We start from the raw sequence: 17,729 nt of genomic DNA, 5'->3' as shown, positions 1-17,729 counted from the left end.
GTGGGGATGAACCAGTCCGAAGCTCCTCTCCTCGGCGCCTTGAACTCCTACCACGCGTCAAACCGGTATGGTTTCTCGCCGCCCGGACACCGGCAGGGCCGCGGGGTGGACGAGCGGGTTCTGCGCGTGCTCGGCCGCGAGCCGTTCCTGAGCGATGTGCTGGCGAACGGCGGGCTGGACGATCGGCGTAGCAGCAACGGCTACCTGACGCATGCCGAAGACCTCATGGCCGAGGCGGTGGGCGCCGACGTGGCGTGGTTTTCCACCTGCGGCAGCTCGCTGTCGGTGAAGGCCGCGATGATGGCCGTCGCGGGCGGTGACGGCAGCCTGCTGTTGAGTCGAGACAGTCACAAGTCGGTGGTGGCCGGCCTGATCTTTTCCGGGGTGACACCGCGTTGGATCACGCCGCGCTGGGACGCCGAACGGCATATGTCCCACCCACCGTCGCCTCAGCAGGTCGAGGAAACCTGGCAGCGCTATCCCGATGCCGCCGGGGCGTTGATCGTGAGCCCGAGCCCGTACGGCACCTGCGCGGATCTGGAAGGCATCGCCGAAGTTTGCCATGCGCGGGGCAAGCCGCTCATCGTCGACGAGGCGTGGGGTGCGCACCTGCCCTTCCACGAGGCCCTGCCGACGTGGGCGATGAACGCCGGTGCGGATGTCTGCGTGGTGAGCGTTCACAAGATGGGTGCCGGCTTCGAGCAGGGTTCGGTGTTCCATCTGCAGGGCGATCTCGTCGACCAGGACCGGCTGTCTGCCTGTGCCGATCTGCTGATGACGACCAGCCCGAATGTGTTGGTGTACACCGCGATCGACGGTTGGCGCCGCCAGATGGTTGAGCGCGGTCACGAGTTGATGGGAGCGGCGCTGGATCTGGCGAACCGGACGCGGCGCGAGATCGAGAAGATACCCGACATCGAGGTGCTCGACGACGAGCTTCTCGGCGTGCAGGCCTCGCACGATCTCGACCGGTTACAGGTGCTGATCGACGTCGCGGCCACCGGAACGTCGGGCTATCAGGCCGCCGACTGGTTGCGCGAGTACTGCCAGGTCGACATGGGGATGACCGACCACCGCAGGATCCTGGCGACCATGTCGTTCGCGGACGGCTCTGACACCGCGGGCCGGCTCATCGACGCACTGACACTGTGGCGCAAGGCGGCCGACGATTTCGACCGCCCACCGCGCGTCGATCTGCCGTCCCCGGAGGAGATCCAACTGACGACCGTGACGTCACCGCGCGACGCATTCTTCGGTCGCGTCGAGAAGGTTCCGGTCGAGGAAGCGGTGGGCCGGATATCCGCCGAGCAGATCACCCCGTACCCGCCGGGGATCCCGGCGGTGGTTCCGGGCGAACGCCTCAACCAAGCCGTACTCGACTATCTGCGGACCGGTCTGGAGGCGGGCATGAACGTGCCGGATCCCGCCGACCCCCAGCTGCGTACGATCCGCGTGACCGCCTAGCCGTCACGCCGGCATCGCGCATCGGGACCGGGCCAGCCGGAGATCTTCGACCAAACCGTCAAAGGCCTTGTCGCGGTCCTCTTTCGGCCCGCGCAGCAACGAGGACGGATGCACGGTCGCCACGAGTTCCGGCTCACCCGACGCGAACCCGGCGGGCATGTGCAGCACCTCACCGCGGTGCTGGGTGACCCGGAAGTCGTTACCCAGCACCGATTTCGCCGCGGTGGCACCGAGTAACACGACCACATCAGGTTCCACGGCGTCCAGTTCTGCCACGAGCCATGGGCGGCACGCGACGACCTCGATACGGCTCGGTGTCTTGTGGATGCGGCGCGTACCGCGTTCGGCCTGGGTGAACTTGAAATGCTTGACCGCGTTGGTCACATAAACCCGGTCCCGGTCGATTCCGGCCCTATCCAGCGCGTCGTCGAGGACTCGGCCGGCCGGGCCGACAAACGGTTTGCCCGCGCGGTCCTCGCGGTCGCCGGGCTGCTCGCCGATCAGCATCATGTGGGCGGATCGCGCGCCAGCCCCGAACACCGTCTGGCTGGCGTCGCGGTACAAATCGCAGCCACGGCAGCCCCGCGCTGCCGTGGTCAGCACCTCCAGGTTCCGTGATTCGGGGACGAATTCTTCTGCTCCGGCCATACCGACTGGATACCCACTTTGCCGTTTCAACCGGCTTTACCGGGGTATCCCGCGGCCAGCAACAGGAGAAGAGAGCTATGACCACGGCCGCAGTCTCGGTGGATGAGGAGCAGGACGCATCCACCGGCAACCGTATCCAGCATCGCCGTCGGAGTTTAGAAGCGATTGCTCTGGCCACAGGCTGCCGGGTCGTGGTGCGCAACGCCGTCCGGATGTGGGCACTGCAACCGGGTCTGGGCTGGCCGTTGGCCTCGGTCGACCGCATGGTGGGCCTGATCCCGCGCCGGATCGGCGCGGCAGTGCAGCCGGTGATGCTGCCGACCTGTCCTGCCGAGTTCGTGCGCGCATCCGGCACTTCCGATCGGCGCGCAATCCTCTACCTGCATGGCGGCGCATTCATGACGTGCGGGCTCAACACTCACCGCGGGCTCGTGGCCCGGTTGTCGGAGGCGGCCGACGCGGCCGTACTCAACGTGGGTTACCGGATGCTGCCGACGTGGGGTTTGGCCGAGGCGATCGAGGACGCGCTCGCCGGTCTGCGTTGGTTGCGGCGTCGCGGTTACCACTCACACCAGGTGGTCATCGCCGGTGATTCGGCGGGCGGATACCTGGCGCTGGCCACGGTTCTGCGCCTGATCGCGCGCGGAATCCAGCCCGCCGCGGGCGTGGCGGCGATATCGCCACTGACCGATCTCGACCCGGCCCGCAAGCTGGCGCACCGCAACGCTGGCCGCTGTTCGATGTTCACCGGCGCTGCGCTGTCGGCCTTCGCGCGGTATCTGCACCACTGCGAACAGGGGCTCGCCCGGACCCGCGATGCGCATGCCGTGGTCAACCCGGCGGCCGCCGACCTGTCGAAGATGCCGCCGGTCGCAGTGCACGTCAGCGCAGACGAATCGCTCTTGGCGGATTCGGAGCTGTTGGCACATCGGCTCGCCGACGCGCGTGTCCGATGTGACCTGCACGTGTGGGACGGGCAGATTCACGATTTCCCGCTGGCCGCGGACGTGCTTCCGGAAGGCCGGCGGGCCATCCGGTATCTCGGCGATTTCGTCAGGGAGGTGACCCACGCGGGCGGCCACGTCGCATCGAGTTTGTCGGCTGGGGGCCACGGGTATCCGGCGCCTGGTGCCTGATGCGACGAGGGAGTACACGGTGGCCGACGTAAACGATGGCAAGACGAATCCCAAACAACAACAGCTCGACGACAACAGGGTGGACCGGGCGACCGGATATCTCACCACACAGCAGGGTGTCCGGGTCGACCACACCGACGATGCGCTGACCGTCGGGGAGCGCGGCCCAACCCTTTTGGAGGACTTCCACGCCAGAGAGAAGATCACCCACTTCGACCACGAGCGCATACCGGAGCGGGTGGTGCACGCGCGTGGCGCCGGAGCATACGGTTACTTCGAGCCATACGACGATTCTCTGGCCGAGTACACGGCCGCGAAGTTCCTGACGACACCGGGTCTGCAGACTCCGGTGTTCGTGCGGTTCTCCACGGTGGCCGGATCGCGCGGATCGGCCGACACCGTGCGTGACGTCCGCGGCTTCGCCACGAAGTTCTACACCGAGCAGGGCAATTACGATCTGGTGGGCAACAACTTCCCGGTGTTCTTCATCCAGGACGGCATCAAGTTCCCAGACTTCGTACATGCGGTAAAACCCGAGCCGCACAACGAGATTCCGCAGGCGGCGTCGGCACATGACACGCTCTGGGACTTCGTGTCACTTCAGCCGGAAACCCTGCACGCCATCATGTGGTTGATGTCGGACCGCGCGTTACCCCGCAGCTACCGGATGATGCAGGGCTTCGGGGTGCACACATTCCGGTTCGTAAACGCCTCCGGTAAAGGCGTTTTCGTCAAGTTCCACTGGAAGCCCCGGCTCGGCGTGCATTCGTTGCTCTGGGAGGAATGCCAAAAGATCGCCGGTACCGATCCGGACTACAACCGGCGAGACCTGTGGGATTCCATCGAATCCGGCCAGTACCCGGAGTGGGAACTCGGCGTGCAGCTGGTCGACGAGTCCGACGAGTTCAACTTCCCGTTCGACTTGTTGGACTCGACGAAGATCATTCCGGAGGAGATGGTTCCGGTACGGCCGGTCGGACGGATGGTGCTCAACCGGAATCCGGACAACTTCTTCGCCGAGACCGAGCAGGTGGCGTTCCACACCGCCAACGTGGTGCCGGGCATCGACTTCACGAACGATCCGCTGCTGCAGTTCCGGAATTTCTCCTATCTCGACACTCAGCTCATCCGCCTGGGCGGTCCGAACTTCGCCCAGCTGCCGGTCAATCGCCCCATCGCCGAAGTCCGCAACAATCAGCACGACGGGTACAGCCAGCACACCATTCCGCGCGGCAAGACCAGCTACTTCAAGAACAGCCTAGGAGGCGGCTGCCCGGCGCTCGCCGACGAGGATGTCTTCCGGCATTACACGCAGAAGGTCGACGGCCACAAGATTCGGCAACGAGCCGAGAGCTTCAAGGATTTCTACAGCCAGGCGCGGCTGTTCTGGAAGAGCATGTCGTCGGTGGAGGCGCGGCACATCGTTGCGGCGTTCGGGTTCGAACTGGGCAAGGTCCACGAGTCGACGGGCATCCGGGCAAGGGTGGTCGAGCAGCTGAACCTCGTGGACAACGAACTGGCAGCACGCGTGGCGGCCAAGCTGGGTCTGCCCGCGCCGAACGAGGTGCCGATCGAGCTCGACCTGCCGGAGTCACCGGCGTTGTCCCAGCTCAATCTGGTCAGCGGTGGCATTGAGACCCGCAAGATAGCGCTGTTGGCAGACAACGGCGTCGACGTCGCGGCCGTCGAGCAGTTTCGTGCCGCGATGGATGAGCGGGGTGCGACGGTCGAGGTACTCGCGCCCGCGGGCGGTGGCACGTTGCAGGGCGCGTCCGGCGGCGAACTGGCCGTCGATCGCGGTATGACCACGATGGCCTCGGTGCTGTACGACGCCGTTGTGGTGCCTGGCGGCGCCGAATCGGTCAGCGGGCTCACTGGCGACGGCTATGCGGTGCACTTCGTGCGGGAGGCCTACAAGCACCTCAAGGTCGTCGCTGCGTTCGGTGACGGTTGCGAGATGTTGCGCACCGCGGGGGTGGGTGAGCGGTTGTCCGACAGCGGCGAAGTCGCCGCCGAGCGTGGCGTAGTCACGACGGCCGCGACGGGCGCTGCCTCGGCCGATTTCGTCGACGCGGTTGCCGATGCCTTGGCGCGACACCGGGTGTGGGACCGCGAAACCGACGCGGTGCCGGCCTGACCGACGGTGTTTCCCGGGCCGGTCCCGTGGGCACCCAACTGAGATGACTGACAGAAGCAGCGACGCGCCGTCCGAGACCCCTGAGGAAGGCGGCCCCGATGACACTCTGTCGCCAAGCGAGGCAACAGATTCGGACGAGGTGGCCAACGCCGACGGCGACGAGGTCGTCGACCCGCCCGAGGACTGGCAGGCCGCCGACGAGACGGAACCCGAGGAATCTCTCGACCGCAAGCTCGAAGCCGAAGAACCGGACGTTTCCGCGCAAGAGCCCCCGCAGCGAGACATCGACGAAACGGTCGGTGAGCCCAAGGACGTCGAGGTCGTGCATCCCGGCGACCGGCGCGAGGACCGGCCGGACGACGGAGAGGAGTCGCTCTTCCCGGTGGTCCGGTGACGAGACGTCAGCCGGCCTGGCGTTGCAGCGTGACCGACGCGGTGTTCGCGTCGGGCTGCGCTGCGATGCCTTGGCCTTTCGCGGTGACCGCCAACGCGGTGCGGTCGCCGCGGAACAGGTCGCGCGAGAATTCGCACGGTGACCCGTCCTGGTCGTAGGTGACGCGGGTGATCAACAGCAGCGCGGCTTTCGGTTTGATGCCGAGCAGGGTGGCCTCACTGCTGGTGGCGTTGACGGCTTCGATCCGCTCGTCGGCGCGGCCGGCAACCTTGCCGTATTGGGATTCCAGTATCTCGTAGAGCGATCCGCCCAGCTGTTGCTCGAGCAGCCCGGGAAAGGCTTCCGCCGGGAATTGGGCGTGCTCGAGCGAGATGGGCGAGCCGTCGGCCAAGCGCACCCGCTGAATCTCGACGACGTAGTCGGCAGGCCCGAGACGTAACGCGGTCCGGGTGGCCTGGTCCGGTGTCGTGATGCGGGTGGACAGGACGCGGGTGCCCGCGATGTAGCCCTGGTTGGCGAGGAACGCGGGCACACCGACCACGTCGGAAAGGTTGCGTTCGACCTGTCCGTGGCTGATGAAAATGCCACCGGCCCGGCCGATGACCCGGTGGACGAGCCCGGCTTCCTCCAACGCGGCCAGCACCTGGCGCAGGCTGGACCGGCTGGTCCCGTAGCGCTCGGCGAGATCGCGTTCACTGCCGAGTTTCGCGCCAGGGGCACCCGCGTTGATGTCGGCGACTATGCGACGCCGCAACTCCTCGCTCTGGATTGCCACCCGGCCCCCTCACCGTGTATTGGTCCAGCCAATTCTAACCAGAGGTGTCTCAGAGTTCGGCGATGGCCAGATGAGATTCCGGCAGAATCTGCCCACCGTCCACGACCAGCGACTGGCCGGTGATGTAGGCCGCTTCGTCGGTCGCGAAGAACAGCGCCGCGTTGCCGATGTCGGCGACCGAACCGAGTCGGCCGGCAGGCACCGCGGAGGCCATTTGGTCGAGGTAATCCTGGCCCATTTCACCGAGACCCTCGGTGACGATGTTGCCGGGGAGCACGGCGTTGATCGTGATGTTCTTCGGCGCGAGTTCCATCGCGGCGGTCCGCAGGAAGCCGAGCTGGGCGGCCTTGCTGGCCCCGTAGTGCGACCAGCCCGGATAACCGGTGATCGGGCCGGTGATCGACGACGTGATCACCACGCGACCATGGCCGCTCGCAGTCAGCGCCTGCAGTGCGGCCTGCACGATGTAGACCGTGCCTTTGAAGTTGACGCCGAGCACCTGCTCGATGTCGTCGGGGGTCAGATCCTCCAACCGGCCCGACGGAAAGATTCCGGCGTTCGCACACACGATGTCGAGCCCGCCGTGCCGCTGCACGGCCTCTGCCACCGCGCGCTGCGCGTCCTCGGGGCTGGAGACATCGGCGCTGAGCGCGCTGACCCGTCCCGCGGCGCCCGCCAGATCGGCGACCGCGGCATCGAGGTCGGCCTGATTGCGTCCGGTGATCAACACGTCGACACCCGCGTTGGCGAACGTCTGGGCGATACCGCGGCCGATGCCTTTGCTTCCGCCGGTGACGATGGCCGAACGGCCCTGCAGAGATGTGAACATGGCTGTGTCCTTAAGGTTTGTGATCGGGCTCAGACGAGGCCCAGGCCATCGGAACGGAGGTAACGCTCGGCCAATTCGCAGCTGCCCGCTGCATAGCTGATCGCCTTGGTGGCTGATTCTCGGGAATGACTGTGGCTGCCCATCCAGGCCAGCAACAACAATCTGCGCAGCAGGACGAACGACGCCAGCATCTCTTCGTCGGCGGCGGGGAGTTCGCGGCGGGCGCGGTAGCCCTCGACCCAGGCCGCCTGCCAATCCGCCAGCGCGGGATCGTCCTCGATGAACGACACCGCGGTACCGAAATCGTAGAAATACCAGCCGAATCCGCAGTCGTCGAAGTCGATCACGGTGATCGGCGATTCCGCTGCATCCGGATCGACCAGCAGGTTGGCCAACCGCAGGTCGGCGTGGATCAGGCCATACCGGTCGGGTGTGGTGCCGTACTTCTCCAGGCGCTGCCGCAGCAGATTCTGCGCGCGTTCCAGCAGTCGGATCTCGGCCGGTCCGACACCTTCCGCGTCCTGCCAACGGCCCCACCGGGGCTGGTCACCCAGGCTGTGCTCCCAATCCCACGAAAACCGGCCGAACCCCGCAGGCCTGGTCCAGCGCTGCGAATGCTCGTGCAGCGCGGCGGTGATGCGGCCCAGCGTGTGGAAATCATGGACGGTGAGCGAACTCTCGTCGGGCTCGGCGCCACCCACCATGTCGAAATGCACGATGTGGCGGGTGGTTCCGTCGGCGTCGACGCTGACGAGCCGCCTGCCGTCACGCGCGGGCAACACGGTGGGCACCGTGACGTCGCTGTCGGCGCGCAACGCCTCCAACCAGTCCAGTTCCGATTCGATCTCGTGCGGACGGTGATAGTTCTGCCGGTGCACCCGCAGAATCGACTGGGTGCCGCCGTCCTCGACGAGGTATGTCGCGTTCTCCGACAGGTTCAGCAGCCGCAGCGACGCGTCGGGCGAGATGTCGTACTCGGCCAGGGCCAGCTGCGCGACGGCCCGGTCGTCTGAAATCACCCCCACTAGTGCTCCCGTCCTTCGATCCCCGCCAACACCGTCGTGATGCGGTCACGGGCCAGCGTGACATCGGCCGTACTGCCGCCGATGTACAGCCGCCCGGCCGCTCCGATCATCTGCACGTCGACCACGGTAAGCCCTGGCGCGGCCCGCTCGGCCTCGTTGGCCGCCACCGCGGCGAACAACGCAGGCGTCATCTCGTACACCAAGAGCGACTGGCCGGGCAAAATCATCGAAGCCTGCCGGTTGCGGTTGAGGATCACCGCGTGCTGGTCGGTGATGTCTTCGATGATGTCGTGGTAGAGCACCCGGGGCCGCAGTTGGTCGGCCGCCTTGTTGCCGGTACCGGCCAAGATCGCCTCCCCAGCCCGGCGGACATCGTCCAGGTTGGCCGAGTGGATCTCCAGGACGCCGAATTGCCGTTCCACGTAAAGGATTCCGGGTTGGACGCCGGGAACTTCGCGCAATGCCAGGTCGATCACCCGCTCGATCGCCAGGGCAGGGGAGACCTCGACGATCAGCGCGTGCTCGCCTTCGTACGGCGGATAACCGCGAGCCCGGGTCGGCGTTCCCAGATAGGCGGCGAACTGGCGTTGGAGATCCTCGACCAGGAGGTAGACGCGGATCTGGGTACGGATCCCGGGCTCCTGCGCCGTCTCGGTCACGGTTTCGGGTGGGGCCATGGCTACTTGCTGGACACCGCGAAGTGCGCGCCGAGCTCGTTGTGCGGACGCGGGATGACATGCACGCTGACCAGTTCGCCGACCTGCGACGCGGTCTCGGCACCGGCCTCGGTCGCGGCCTTGACGGCGCCGACCTCACCGGTGACGATCACGGCGACCAGCCCGTCACCGACCTGCTGCCGGTCGGTGATGGTGACGTTGGCGGCTTTCACCATGGCGTCGGCGGCTGCGAGTGCGGCCACGTAGCCCTTGGTCTCGATCAGTCCGATTGCGTTGCTGGACATGGGTTTTCTCCTTATTGGTTGGGGTTGTTGTCGATGGATCCGATGATGAGTGCGTCGATCGGGGGCGGGGTTCCGGTGAACCAGCTCGCTGCCACCGAACCCTGGGCGATGAGTACGTGTTCACCGACCCCGCTGCCCAGGACATCGAAGGCGATCATGCGCGACCCTGACCCGTCGATCTCGACCTCGAGGAACGCGCCTGCCGGGACGCCCTCGATCCGGCGGGTCGACCACACGTTGCCGGTGACTCTCGCTGCAATCATTTGCGCTCCTTCGTCGCTCTGGCGATCATCTGCGCTCCTTTTCGATCGTGATCCCCAAAGCCCTGGCCTTCTCCCGGGCCAGTGGGGTCAATACCGCCCGGCGGCCAAGAACGAGCGTGCCGCCCGCCATGTCGGCGATGTGACGTTCGGTCACCGCACCGCTCTCGATCCGGTGGGTGACCGGACCGCCGGACGCGCGCGATGTGCCGGCGAGCCGGAAACTCAGCCGCCCGGATTTGAGGTCCGCGCGGGTCTTCGGGCTTTCGAAGAGCCGCAACAGTTTCCGCACAAACGAATCGAGGTCCTTGTCGCTGGTCAACCGCACCTCTTCGGTGCGGTTGCGACCGTCGACGGCTCGCGGGCCGGTCGGCTCCAGACCCATCTGCTCGGCGAACGTCGGCGGTGCGGAGGGTGGTGGTGCCGGCTCGCTGGGCGGCGCGGTCTTGAGGCCCGCAACGGCTTCGCGGACCACCTCGCGCACGAGCGCACGGAGTTCCTCGCGGGGATAGGTCATCGCGCACCCTGCAGTACGGCCAGCGCGTCCTGGGCGGCTTGGGCGGCCTGGCGGACGTCGGCCTCGGTGCCCGACAGGTACACCCGGCCGGTTGCCCCGATCATCCGGAAGTCCACGACTTTGATGTCGGCGGCTTTCTCGGCCTCGTTGGTCGCCAGGATGGCATACGACGCAGGCTGGACCTCGAGCACGAACAGCGATTCGCCGGGCAGCACCATCGACCCGATCTTGTTGCGGTTGATCAGGAACGCGTGCTGATGATCGATGCTGGAAATGATCCGCGACGCCAGCACGGTCGGGCGCACCGCGGCATCGGGATCACCGCCAAGGAAATCCAGGGCGGCATCGGCCGCGGCCTTGACCGCGCCCGTCTCGCCGTGGAACTCCAGGTATCCGAATTGCCGTTCCACGACCAAGATCCCGGCTTTCACCTCGGCATGCTTGAGCGCGACATCGGTCACGCCCTCGATGTCGAGGCCAGGGGCCACCTCGATGATCTGGGCGGCCATGTCGGCGCGAGGCAGGGCGCCTTTGATCCAGGTGCCCAGATACGACATGGTCTGCGGCTGCAGCCGGTCGATGAAGATGAAGGAACGCAGTTCTGCCACAGCTGTCACCTCTTGATCAGTTGAGCGAGTTCTTCGACCACCAGCGCACGCAGCTCAGCACGCAGTGCATCGAGTCCGGGGTCGCTGGGCCGGTTGACGGTGGGGTACGAGCGGCGCGGAGTCGTGCTTGTCGCCGAGGGTGCGCCGTCGCGGTCGTTGGACGCGCGCGGATACTCCGGAACCGCACCTGCCGGCGAACGCCACGGGCTGATGCCCGCGAAATTGCCCATCACCACACTTGGTTCGCTGTTGTAGGCGATTCGCGCCCAGTCGACCAGGTTGTGGGGCCGCAGGTTCTCGCCGATCGAGCTGCGCCCGACGAAGCCGGTGCCGATCGTCATCGACGGCGCCAGGTTGGTGTCCAGGCCCGAGCTGCCCGTGCTGTTGCCGACGTTGACCGAAACCCGCAACACCGGCACCTGCGCGGCGAAATCGGTGATGACAGACGGGTTCTCGCTGTGGATGGCCGCGGAGTGGCCCGCACCGCCGATGCGCACCACCGCACGCGCCGCGCGGATGCCGCGAGCCGCGTCGGCGGCAGTGGTCATGCCGAGCACCGGGGATAGCTTCTCGTGGGCCAGCATCTCCTCGGCGACCACATCGGTGAACGGGGCGATCAGTACGCGAGTCTTGGGTGTGACCCGCAAACCGGCCTGTCCGGCGATCCATGCCGCGTCGCGACCGACGACGTCGGTGTTGAGCTGCCCGTCGGCGAACATATAGGCCCGCAGCCGTCGCGCGCCGTCCTCGTCGAGGATGTGGGCGCCCGCGCGGGTCAGCGCCCCGCGCAACTTGTCGGCGATCGAATCCTCGGCGATCAGAACCGATTCGTTGGTGCACAGCACCGAGTTGTCGAAGGCCTTGCTGTCGACGATGCGCTTGGCGGCAGCGGCGACGTCGGCGCTCGCGTCGACGAACACCGGCACGTTACCGGGTCCGACACCCAGCGCGGGATTGCCCGATCCGTACGCGGCGCGGACCACGCCTGTGCCTCCGGTCGCGACGATGACGTCGGTGCGCTCGTCGGCCATGAGCGCCTGCACGAGCGGGATCGACGGCTCCTCGATGACCTGCACGACGCCGTCGGGCGCGCCTGCGGCGACCGCGGCCTCGGCCAGCACCCGCGCGGCATCGGCCGAGCAATGCTTGGCGCGCGGATGCGGCGCGACGACGACGGCGTTGCGCGTCATCAGCGCGAGGATCACCTTGAAGTACACGGTCGCGACGGGATTGGTGGTCGGCGTGAGGGCAAGCACCACACCGGCAGGCCGCGGCAGCTCGACGATCTTGCTGGCTACGTCGATCCGTGGGGAAACGAGATCTTCCCCGCGGTAGAAGTCGACGATCCCGCGCGAGCACGCCCGGTTCTTGATCACCTTGTCGGCGACCACGCCCATGCCGGTCTCGGCGACGGCCTCGGTGGCGAACCGCTCGGCCTGCGCATAGCCCGCGTCGGCCACGGCGTTGACGATGTTCGTCACCGCCGCATGGTCGTAGTCGGCATAGGCCGCAGCGGCCCAGCGGGCCCGTTCGAGCATGTGGCCGGCTTGCGCAACGTTGGTCATGAGGCTTTGCGTCCCTTCGCAGCGGTCTTGGCCCGGGACACCGCGACTTCGAGGCGGTCCAGGACGTCCTCGCACAGCTCACGTGAGAGGAGGAGACCGGGTTTGAACTGCAGCACACGGGGATCGAGGGTCGAGAAGATCGCCCACACCCCGTTCTCGTATAGCTCGCGCATGACGAACTTGGCGCCTTCGGGATGGTCGAACTCCAGCCCGATCACCACGCCGTTCTGCCGGATGCCGACGAACCAGTCGGGGTGGTCGTCCCGGATGCGCCTCAGCCCCTGGTCGAAGATGTCGGCGATGTAGTGCACCATCGACCGCACCTCGGGGCGAGTGCAGATCTCCAGCGTCTTGATCGCCGCGACGCAGCCGAGTTCCGCCCCGCCGAACGTCGAGATGTGGCCGAAGCCGTCCTCGTCGAGCCACTGCGCGGCGCGGTCGCTCAGCAGCGCCGCGGTGATCGGGTACATGCCGCCCGAGAGACCCTTGCCTGTGACCAGGATGTCGGGATCGATGCCGTGCTTGGTGATACCCCACAACTCGCCGGTGCGCATGAGGCCGGTCTGCACCTCGTCGGCGATGTAGAGCGTGCCGTGCTTTTCGGTCGCGGCCTTGACGGCTTCTAGGTAACCCGGTGGGGGAAGGGGAAATCCGTAAGTGGCCGGGATGGTCTCCATGATGACCGCGGCGACGTCGTTGCCGGCGAGGGCCTGTTCCATCGCCGCGATGTCACCGAAGGGCACCTGGATGAACTCGTCGGGCTGATCGGCGAGGAACATCTTCGCGAACCGGTCGTCACCGGTGGCGACGGCCAGGCCGGTGTGGCCGTGGTAGGCCTTGATGATCGAGACGATATTGCGGCGCTTGGTGGCGTGGCGCGCGCTCTTGAGCGCGATGTCGATTGCCTCGCCGCCGCCAGATCCGAAGGCCACCTTGCTGATCGACGCAGGCGCCGTCGCCACCAACCGTTGTGCCAGTGCGGTGCGGGCGACCGACGGGAAATGGTGGTTGCCGACGTCGAAGTGCGACATGCCATCCGAGATCGCCTGCATGACTTCGGGATTGCGATGGCCGAGGTTGTAAGTGCCCCCGTTGAGATGCATGTCGATCAGGCGCCGACCGCTCATATCCCACAGGAAGTACGCCTCCCGGCGGTCGATCACCAGATCGACGCCGGAGTCGGTCCAGAACTGAGTCTTGTCCGGATTCCAGAACGTTTTGGCTTGTTCCAGTACCTCGGCCTTGGACGCAAACGCGAACGTGCCGTAGTCGTACATGCGGCTCCCTCTTGAGCTACCCGGTAGCTGTGATGGCCCTCACCGTAAACGGTTGCAACCATTTATGTCAATGGTTCAGGAAGGGCCTTGCCATAGGCATTTGGTAGTGCCAATATACGTAGGGTTCGCACTGTGGCGCACGCCACATCGAACGTCCACTGTAACCTGGAAGGTACTCCGCTAGATGACCGATCAAGCTGTCGCTGGTAGCGAAAATGCAGCTCATGATGTCCAGAGACTGAAACGCAACGCCGTCGGCACCGTCGGCGTCATCTTCATGGCAGTAGCCACCGCTGCACCCATCACGGCAATGGTCGGCAACGTCCCGATCGCGGTCGGCTTCGGAAATGGTTCACACGCGCCAGCCGGGTACATCGTGGCGACGATCGTGCTCGGACTGTTTGCCATCGGCTACGCGACCATGGCCAAGCACATCACCGCGACGGGGGCGTTCTACGGGTTCATCTCGCACGGTCTTGGCCGAATCGTCGGCATGGCGAGCGGCGCCCTCATCACGATGGCCTACGTCGTGTTCGAGGCTTCGCTGATCGGCATCTTCGCGTTCTTCTTCCAGAACCTGTTCCTGTCCCAGCTCGGGATACACATCCACTGGATCGTTCCCGCGCTACTCATGTTGGCGGCCAACGCAATCCTCACCTACTTCGACGTCAACCTGACCGCCAAGGTGCTCGGCGTGTTCCTGGTGACCGAGATCGTGATGCTGGCCCTCGGCGCGCTGGCAGTGCTGTTCAAGGGCGGCGGCCCCGACGGCTTCGCGGTCGCCGAGACGCTCAACCCGATCGGTGCGTTCACCCCCGCAGCGGGAATCGCCGGTGCCAGTGCTGGTCTGGGCTTGTTCTTCGCGTTCTGGTCATGGGTCGGATTCGAGTCGACAGCGATGTACGGCGAGGAGTCCCGCGACCCCAAGCGCATCATCCCCCGCGCGACGATGCTGAGCGTTCTCGGTGTCGGCCTGTTCTACGTCTTCGTGTCGTGGATGGCGATCGCGGGCACCGGTCCGCAGCAGTCGGTTGACCTGGCACAGGATGCGGCGACGTCGTCGGAGATCTTCTTCGGCCCCGTGCGCAGCACCTACGGCGAGTGGGCCATCACGGTCTTCAACATCCTGTTGGTCACCGGCTCGTTCGCGTGCGGTATGGCGTTCCACAACTGCGCGTCACGCTATCTGTACGCGCTCGGGCGTGAGGGTTTGTCCACCGGACTGCAAAAGACTATCGGCGCAACGCATCCCAAGCACGGCTCGCCCTACATCGCGTCGTTCGTGCAGAGCGGAATCACCCTGGTGATCGTCCTGGCCTTCCTGTTCGCGGGCATGGATCCCTATGTGCACATGTACACGCTGCTGGCGATCCTGGGGACGATGGCGATCCTCATCGTGCAGTCGCTGTGTGCGTTCTCGGTGATCAGCTACTTCCACATCCGTAAGAACCACCCGGTGTCCAAGCACTGGTTCAAGACGCTGGTCGCCCCGGGGCTCGGCGGGATCGGCATGCTCTATGTCGTCTACCTGCTGTGGCAGCACCGCGACACCGCGGCCGGCACCGCGTCCGGAACGCTACTGTTCCAGCTGACGCCGTGGATCGTGGTGGGACTGTTCATCTTCGGCGCCGCCATGGCCACCTACTTCAAGCTGCGCGATCCGCGCCGCTACGAGTTGATCGGCCGAATCGTCTACGAGGACGCCGAAATACGAGACTGATGGACTCGTACGAGCGTGACCTGCTGCAGTTCGTCCTCGCGTGGGCTCCCTATGGGGGTCCACGCGAGGACGATGTCTGGCTTGAGTTCGGCATGACGGCCGATCAGTTGTGCAGCCGGTTCGCCCGCGTCGTCACAGGTCTGTTACCCCGGGCCAGGGCGCTGCCCCCAGTCGACCGGCACCTGCTGGAACGGGCGTGTGTCTACCTGCGCAAGCAGCGGATGGCGGCCCGGTCAGGCGAACGCCGCGCGTAGGTTCGCGAGCTGGCTGGCGAGAAACGCCCGCGATACCGGCGTCTTCGGTGCGATCTGGTCGAAGCCGTGGAAGGCGCCGTCGACCACTTCGACCCCGCACGGCACGCCCGCTGCGCGAAGCCGCTCCGCGTATGCGAGATCCTCGCCGTGAAACAGGTCCAGCGTGCCGACGCCGATCCACGCCGGCGCGAGTCCCGACAGATCCTCATGACGGGCGGGAACCGCTAGCGCCGGATCGGCGTCGCCGAGATACGCCGCCCAGCCGAACTTGTTGCTGCCCTGGGTCCACAGCCGATGTCCCGGCGAGTCGAGTTCGGTTCCGGTGCTGCGATCGTCGAGCATTGGATAGACCAGCAGCTGCACGGCTAGGGGCACCCCGCGGTCGCGAGCCAGAATGGCCAGCGCAGCGGCCAGGCCGCCGCCGGCACTTGCCCCGCCGATCGCGACCCGTGCCGGATCGACGGTGGGCAATGCGGCCAGCCAGGTCAGCGCGGAGTAGCAGTCCTCAAGCGCAGCCGGATACGGGTTTTGGGGCGCCAGCCGGTATTTCACAGCCGCAACGGTGGCACCGAGCTCGTTCGCGAAGCGCCGGCACAGCGCGTCGTCCTGGGCTGGGCTCCCGAGCACGTACCCGCCGCCGTGCATCCACAGCAGCGCCGGGCCCGCTGTCGCGCCACCGGACGGCCGGAACAACCGGACGCCCGCGCCCGAGGTCAGCGTCAGCACCTCGACATCCTTCGGGGTGCGCCGGCTCTGGAGCCCGGTCAGGCGCTGAAAGATCGGCAGCGTGCGGCGGGTGACCAGCTCACGGGGGATGAAGCGGGCGATGCGTTCGAGATCGGGATGGAATCCAGTGGCGGAGGTCACACCGTCAGTTTTACAGTGTGCTCGACAGGTGTCACGTCAGCAGGGTCTCGAATGCCACCCGATCACCGCGGTACAACGCTCGCACGACCTCCACGGGCGAGCCGTCGGTGTCCACTGTCCGGCGGTTGAGCAGCAGCATCGGCATGGCCGTCGTCGACTCCAGCAGCGCGGCCTCCCTGGGAGAGGCGAGCGCGGTCTCGATGCGTTCGGTGGCCGAGCCGAACTCGACGCCACCCGCGCGGATCGCGGCGTAGAGCGACGTGGTCGGATCGAAACTGCCTTGAAGGTGTCCGAATCGGGCGGCGCACAGGTAAGTGCTCTCCAGGCCGATGCGTTGATCGTCGGCCAGCAGTACGCGTTCCAGATGCATGACCGCCGCGCCCGCCGGAACATCCAGGCCGTCGGCGAGTTCAGTGGAGGCGTCGACGGTCTCCCAGGTCACCAGCAGGCGGCCCGGCCGTCGGCCCATCGCAAGGGCGCCCTCGGTGTAGGACTGCAAGCCGAGTGGTTGCGTGAGCTTGGGCCGCGACACGACAGTGCCTCGCCCGCGCCGCTCGATCCGGCCAGCGACCAGGAGCTCGTGCAGCGCCTGGCGCACGGTTTCCCTCGCCACCCCGAATTGCACGGCCAGTTCGCGCTCGGCAGGCACCGGGTCGCCCTCGGCCAGATCGGCGAGCATGGTGTCGAGCGCGGTGCGAATGACGTAGGGCTTGGGCAGTGGTTTCATTTCGCGTGCCGGACAACACGTTCGGCGACGGCGAGCACATCGTCGATCGTCAGCCCGTCAGCGTCCGGATCCTTCGCGGCGTCGTCGTAGCGGCGCAGGCGCAACGCGTCGGGAAACCACGGATGGTCGACGAACTCGGCGTCGACGCCCGGACCGCCCTGATGGCGCAGCGATATCGCCGACGTGTCCGACAGCGCGTAGCCGGGATCGGTGGCAGCCAGATACCGCTTGGCCGCGACGTGCGCGCCTGCCAGCCAGCCCACGCGTTCGCCGAATCTCGGCGCGAGCCACTGACGCGCGAACACATCGTGCTGCTCGGCATGGGGGCCGTGAAAAAGCGGGCTGTGGGCGAGATCGTGCAGCGCAGCGGCGAGCACCAGTTCGTCGTCGGCGCCGTCGTCGCGGGCGCGGGCCGCGGACTGCAGCGCATGGTCCAGTTCGTCTACGGCTTCCTCGTCCCACACTCCACGCAGCGAGCGCAGAACCCGGTCGACCTCCTCGACGTGTCGCATGGAGGCAGCGTACCCGCATTTGGTCTATACCAGTTCTTAACCTGCTGTTCGGC

General features: G+C 66.4%; 20 protein-coding genes. 6 read left to right on the top strand and 14 right to left on the bottom strand.

Annotated elements, in window-relative coordinates:
• Positions 1 to 6 precede the first annotated feature (6 nt).
• Positions 7 to 1,464, top strand: a complete 1,458-nt coding sequence (locus ACRCUN_RS27390; RefSeq protein ID WP_462144765.1) for an aminotransferase class I/II-fold pyridoxal phosphate-dependent enzyme — start codon at positions 7 to 9, stop codon at positions 1,462 to 1,464.
• 3 nt (positions 1,465 to 1,467) lie between these two features.
• Here ACRCUN_RS27390 and ACRCUN_RS27385 read toward each other — a convergent pair whose 3' ends face one another.
• Complete coding sequence (locus ACRCUN_RS27385; RefSeq protein WP_462144764.1) at positions 1,468 to 2,112, bottom strand: UdgX family uracil-DNA binding protein; 645 nt, start codon at positions 2,110 to 2,112, stop codon at positions 1,468 to 1,470.
• Positions 2,113 to 2,189: 77 nt separating this feature from the next.
• Here ACRCUN_RS27385 and ACRCUN_RS27380 point away from each other — a divergent pair, with 77 nt between their 5' ends.
• The 3 genes from ACRCUN_RS27380 (at position 2,190) to ACRCUN_RS27370 (ending at position 5,779) form a co-directional block, all read left to right on the top strand.
• Positions 2,190 to 3,248: an alpha/beta hydrolase gene (locus ACRCUN_RS27380; RefSeq protein ID WP_462144763.1), complete on the top strand. Its 1,059-nt coding sequence runs from the start codon at positions 2,190 to 2,192 to the stop codon at positions 3,246 to 3,248.
• A 79-nt stretch (positions 3,249 to 3,327) separates the two neighbouring features.
• Positions 3,328 to 5,385 (top strand): catalase, encoded by a 2,058-nt coding sequence (locus ACRCUN_RS27375; protein WP_462144801.1) that lies wholly within the window; start codon positions 3,328 to 3,330, stop codon positions 5,383 to 5,385.
• Between the two features lie 43 nt (positions 5,386 to 5,428).
• Positions 5,429 to 5,779, top strand: coding sequence for a prolipoprotein diacylglyceryl transferase (locus ACRCUN_RS27370; RefSeq protein ID WP_462144762.1), 351 nt, complete (start codon positions 5,429 to 5,431; stop codon positions 5,777 to 5,779).
• A 7-nt stretch (positions 5,780 to 5,786) separates the two neighbouring features.
• Here the strand turns inward: ACRCUN_RS27370 and ACRCUN_RS27365 are convergent, their stop codons facing one another.
• From ACRCUN_RS27365 to ACRCUN_RS27320, 10 genes are read right to left on the bottom strand one after another with little or no spacing between them, the layout of a single operon-like run.
• A complete protein-coding gene (locus tag ACRCUN_RS27365) occupies positions 5,787 to 6,554 on the bottom strand; it encodes a GntR family transcriptional regulator (RefSeq protein WP_462144761.1) in 768 nt (255 codons plus the stop codon).
• Positions 6,555 to 6,603: 49 nt separating this feature from the next.
• Positions 6,604 to 7,383 carry a 3-oxoacyl-ACP reductase FabG gene (gene fabG, locus ACRCUN_RS27360; protein WP_462144760.1) on the bottom strand — a complete coding sequence of 260 codons (780 nt, stop codon included), beginning with the start codon at positions 7,381 to 7,383 and terminating at the stop codon, positions 6,604 to 6,606.
• 29 nt (positions 7,384 to 7,412) lie between these two features.
• Entirely contained in the window at positions 7,413 to 8,408 is a 996-nt protein-coding gene (locus ACRCUN_RS27355) for a phosphotransferase enzyme family protein (protein ID WP_462144759.1), read from the bottom strand.
• The gene (locus ACRCUN_RS27350) at positions 8,408 to 9,085 is read right to left on the bottom strand and encodes a microcompartment protein (RefSeq protein WP_462144758.1); all 678 of its coding nucleotides are present in this window, start codon (positions 9,083 to 9,085) and stop codon (positions 8,408 to 8,410) included. Before ACRCUN_RS27350 ends, ACRCUN_RS27355 begins: the two co-directional genes overlap by 1 nt.
• A gap of 2 nt (positions 9,086 to 9,087) precedes the next feature.
• Positions 9,088 to 9,369: a BMC domain-containing protein gene (locus ACRCUN_RS27345; protein WP_462144757.1), complete on the bottom strand. Its 282-nt coding sequence runs from the start codon at positions 9,367 to 9,369 to the stop codon at positions 9,088 to 9,090.
• Between the two features lie 11 nt (positions 9,370 to 9,380).
• The gene (locus ACRCUN_RS27340; RefSeq protein WP_462144756.1) at positions 9,381 to 9,632 is read right to left on the bottom strand and encodes a EutN/CcmL family microcompartment protein; all 252 of its coding nucleotides are present in this window, start codon (positions 9,630 to 9,632) and stop codon (positions 9,381 to 9,383) included.
• A gap of 25 nt (positions 9,633 to 9,657) precedes the next feature.
• Positions 9,658 to 10,146 (bottom strand): hypothetical protein, encoded by a 489-nt coding sequence (locus ACRCUN_RS27335; protein ID WP_462144755.1) that lies wholly within the window; start codon positions 10,144 to 10,146, stop codon positions 9,658 to 9,660.
• Positions 10,143 to 10,754: a BMC domain-containing protein gene (locus ACRCUN_RS27330; protein WP_462144754.1), complete on the bottom strand. Its 612-nt coding sequence runs from the start codon at positions 10,752 to 10,754 to the stop codon at positions 10,143 to 10,145. Before ACRCUN_RS27330 ends, ACRCUN_RS27335 begins: the two co-directional genes overlap by 4 nt.
• Before the next feature lie 5 nt (positions 10,755 to 10,759).
• On the bottom strand, positions 10,760 to 12,319 hold the full coding sequence (locus ACRCUN_RS27325; RefSeq protein ID WP_462144753.1) for an aldehyde dehydrogenase family protein: 1,560 nt from the start codon (positions 12,317 to 12,319) through the stop codon (positions 10,760 to 10,762).
• The gene (locus tag ACRCUN_RS27320) at positions 12,316 to 13,596 is read right to left on the bottom strand and encodes a class-III pyridoxal-phosphate-dependent aminotransferase (RefSeq protein ID WP_462144752.1); all 1,281 of its coding nucleotides are present in this window, start codon (positions 13,594 to 13,596) and stop codon (positions 12,316 to 12,318) included. The genes ACRCUN_RS27325 and ACRCUN_RS27320 overlap by 4 nt, the downstream gene beginning before the upstream one ends.
• Before the next feature lie 184 nt (positions 13,597 to 13,780).
• On the opposite strand from ACRCUN_RS27320, the gene ACRCUN_RS27315 reads away from it, so the two are divergent.
• On the top strand, positions 13,781 to 15,316 hold the full coding sequence (locus ACRCUN_RS27315) for an APC family permease (RefSeq protein ID WP_462144751.1): 1,536 nt from the start codon (positions 13,781 to 13,783) through the stop codon (positions 15,314 to 15,316).
• Positions 15,316 to 15,570, top strand: a complete 255-nt coding sequence (locus ACRCUN_RS27310; protein WP_462144750.1) for a hypothetical protein — start codon at positions 15,316 to 15,318, stop codon at positions 15,568 to 15,570. The genes ACRCUN_RS27315 and ACRCUN_RS27310 overlap by 1 nt, the downstream gene beginning before the upstream one ends.
• On the opposite strand, the gene ACRCUN_RS27305 is transcribed toward ACRCUN_RS27310, so the two are convergent.
• Genes ACRCUN_RS27305 through ACRCUN_RS27295 form a run of 3 tightly spaced genes read right to left on the bottom strand, consistent with a single transcriptional unit; the run spans position 15,550 to position 17,676 of the window.
• Entirely contained in the window at positions 15,550 to 16,437 is an 888-nt protein-coding gene (locus ACRCUN_RS27305; protein WP_462144749.1) for an alpha/beta hydrolase, read from the bottom strand. The two genes, ACRCUN_RS27310 and ACRCUN_RS27305, sit on opposite strands and share 21 nt — an antisense overlap.
• A 31-nt stretch (positions 16,438 to 16,468) precedes the next feature.
• A complete protein-coding gene (locus ACRCUN_RS27300; RefSeq protein ID WP_462144748.1) occupies positions 16,469 to 17,164 on the bottom strand; it encodes a GntR family transcriptional regulator in 696 nt (231 codons plus the stop codon).
• Positions 17,161 to 17,676, bottom strand: a complete 516-nt coding sequence (locus ACRCUN_RS27295; protein ID WP_462144747.1) for an HD family phosphohydrolase — start codon at positions 17,674 to 17,676, stop codon at positions 17,161 to 17,163. The genes ACRCUN_RS27300 and ACRCUN_RS27295 overlap by 4 nt, the downstream gene beginning before the upstream one ends.
• Between the last annotated feature and the right edge of the window lie 53 nt (positions 17,677 to 17,729).

It is taken from the genome of Mycobacterium venezuelense (assembly GCF_054919535.1).
The sequence above is the reverse complement of the archived record's forward strand: the minus strand, read 5'-3'. Positions and strand labels throughout refer to the sequence as shown.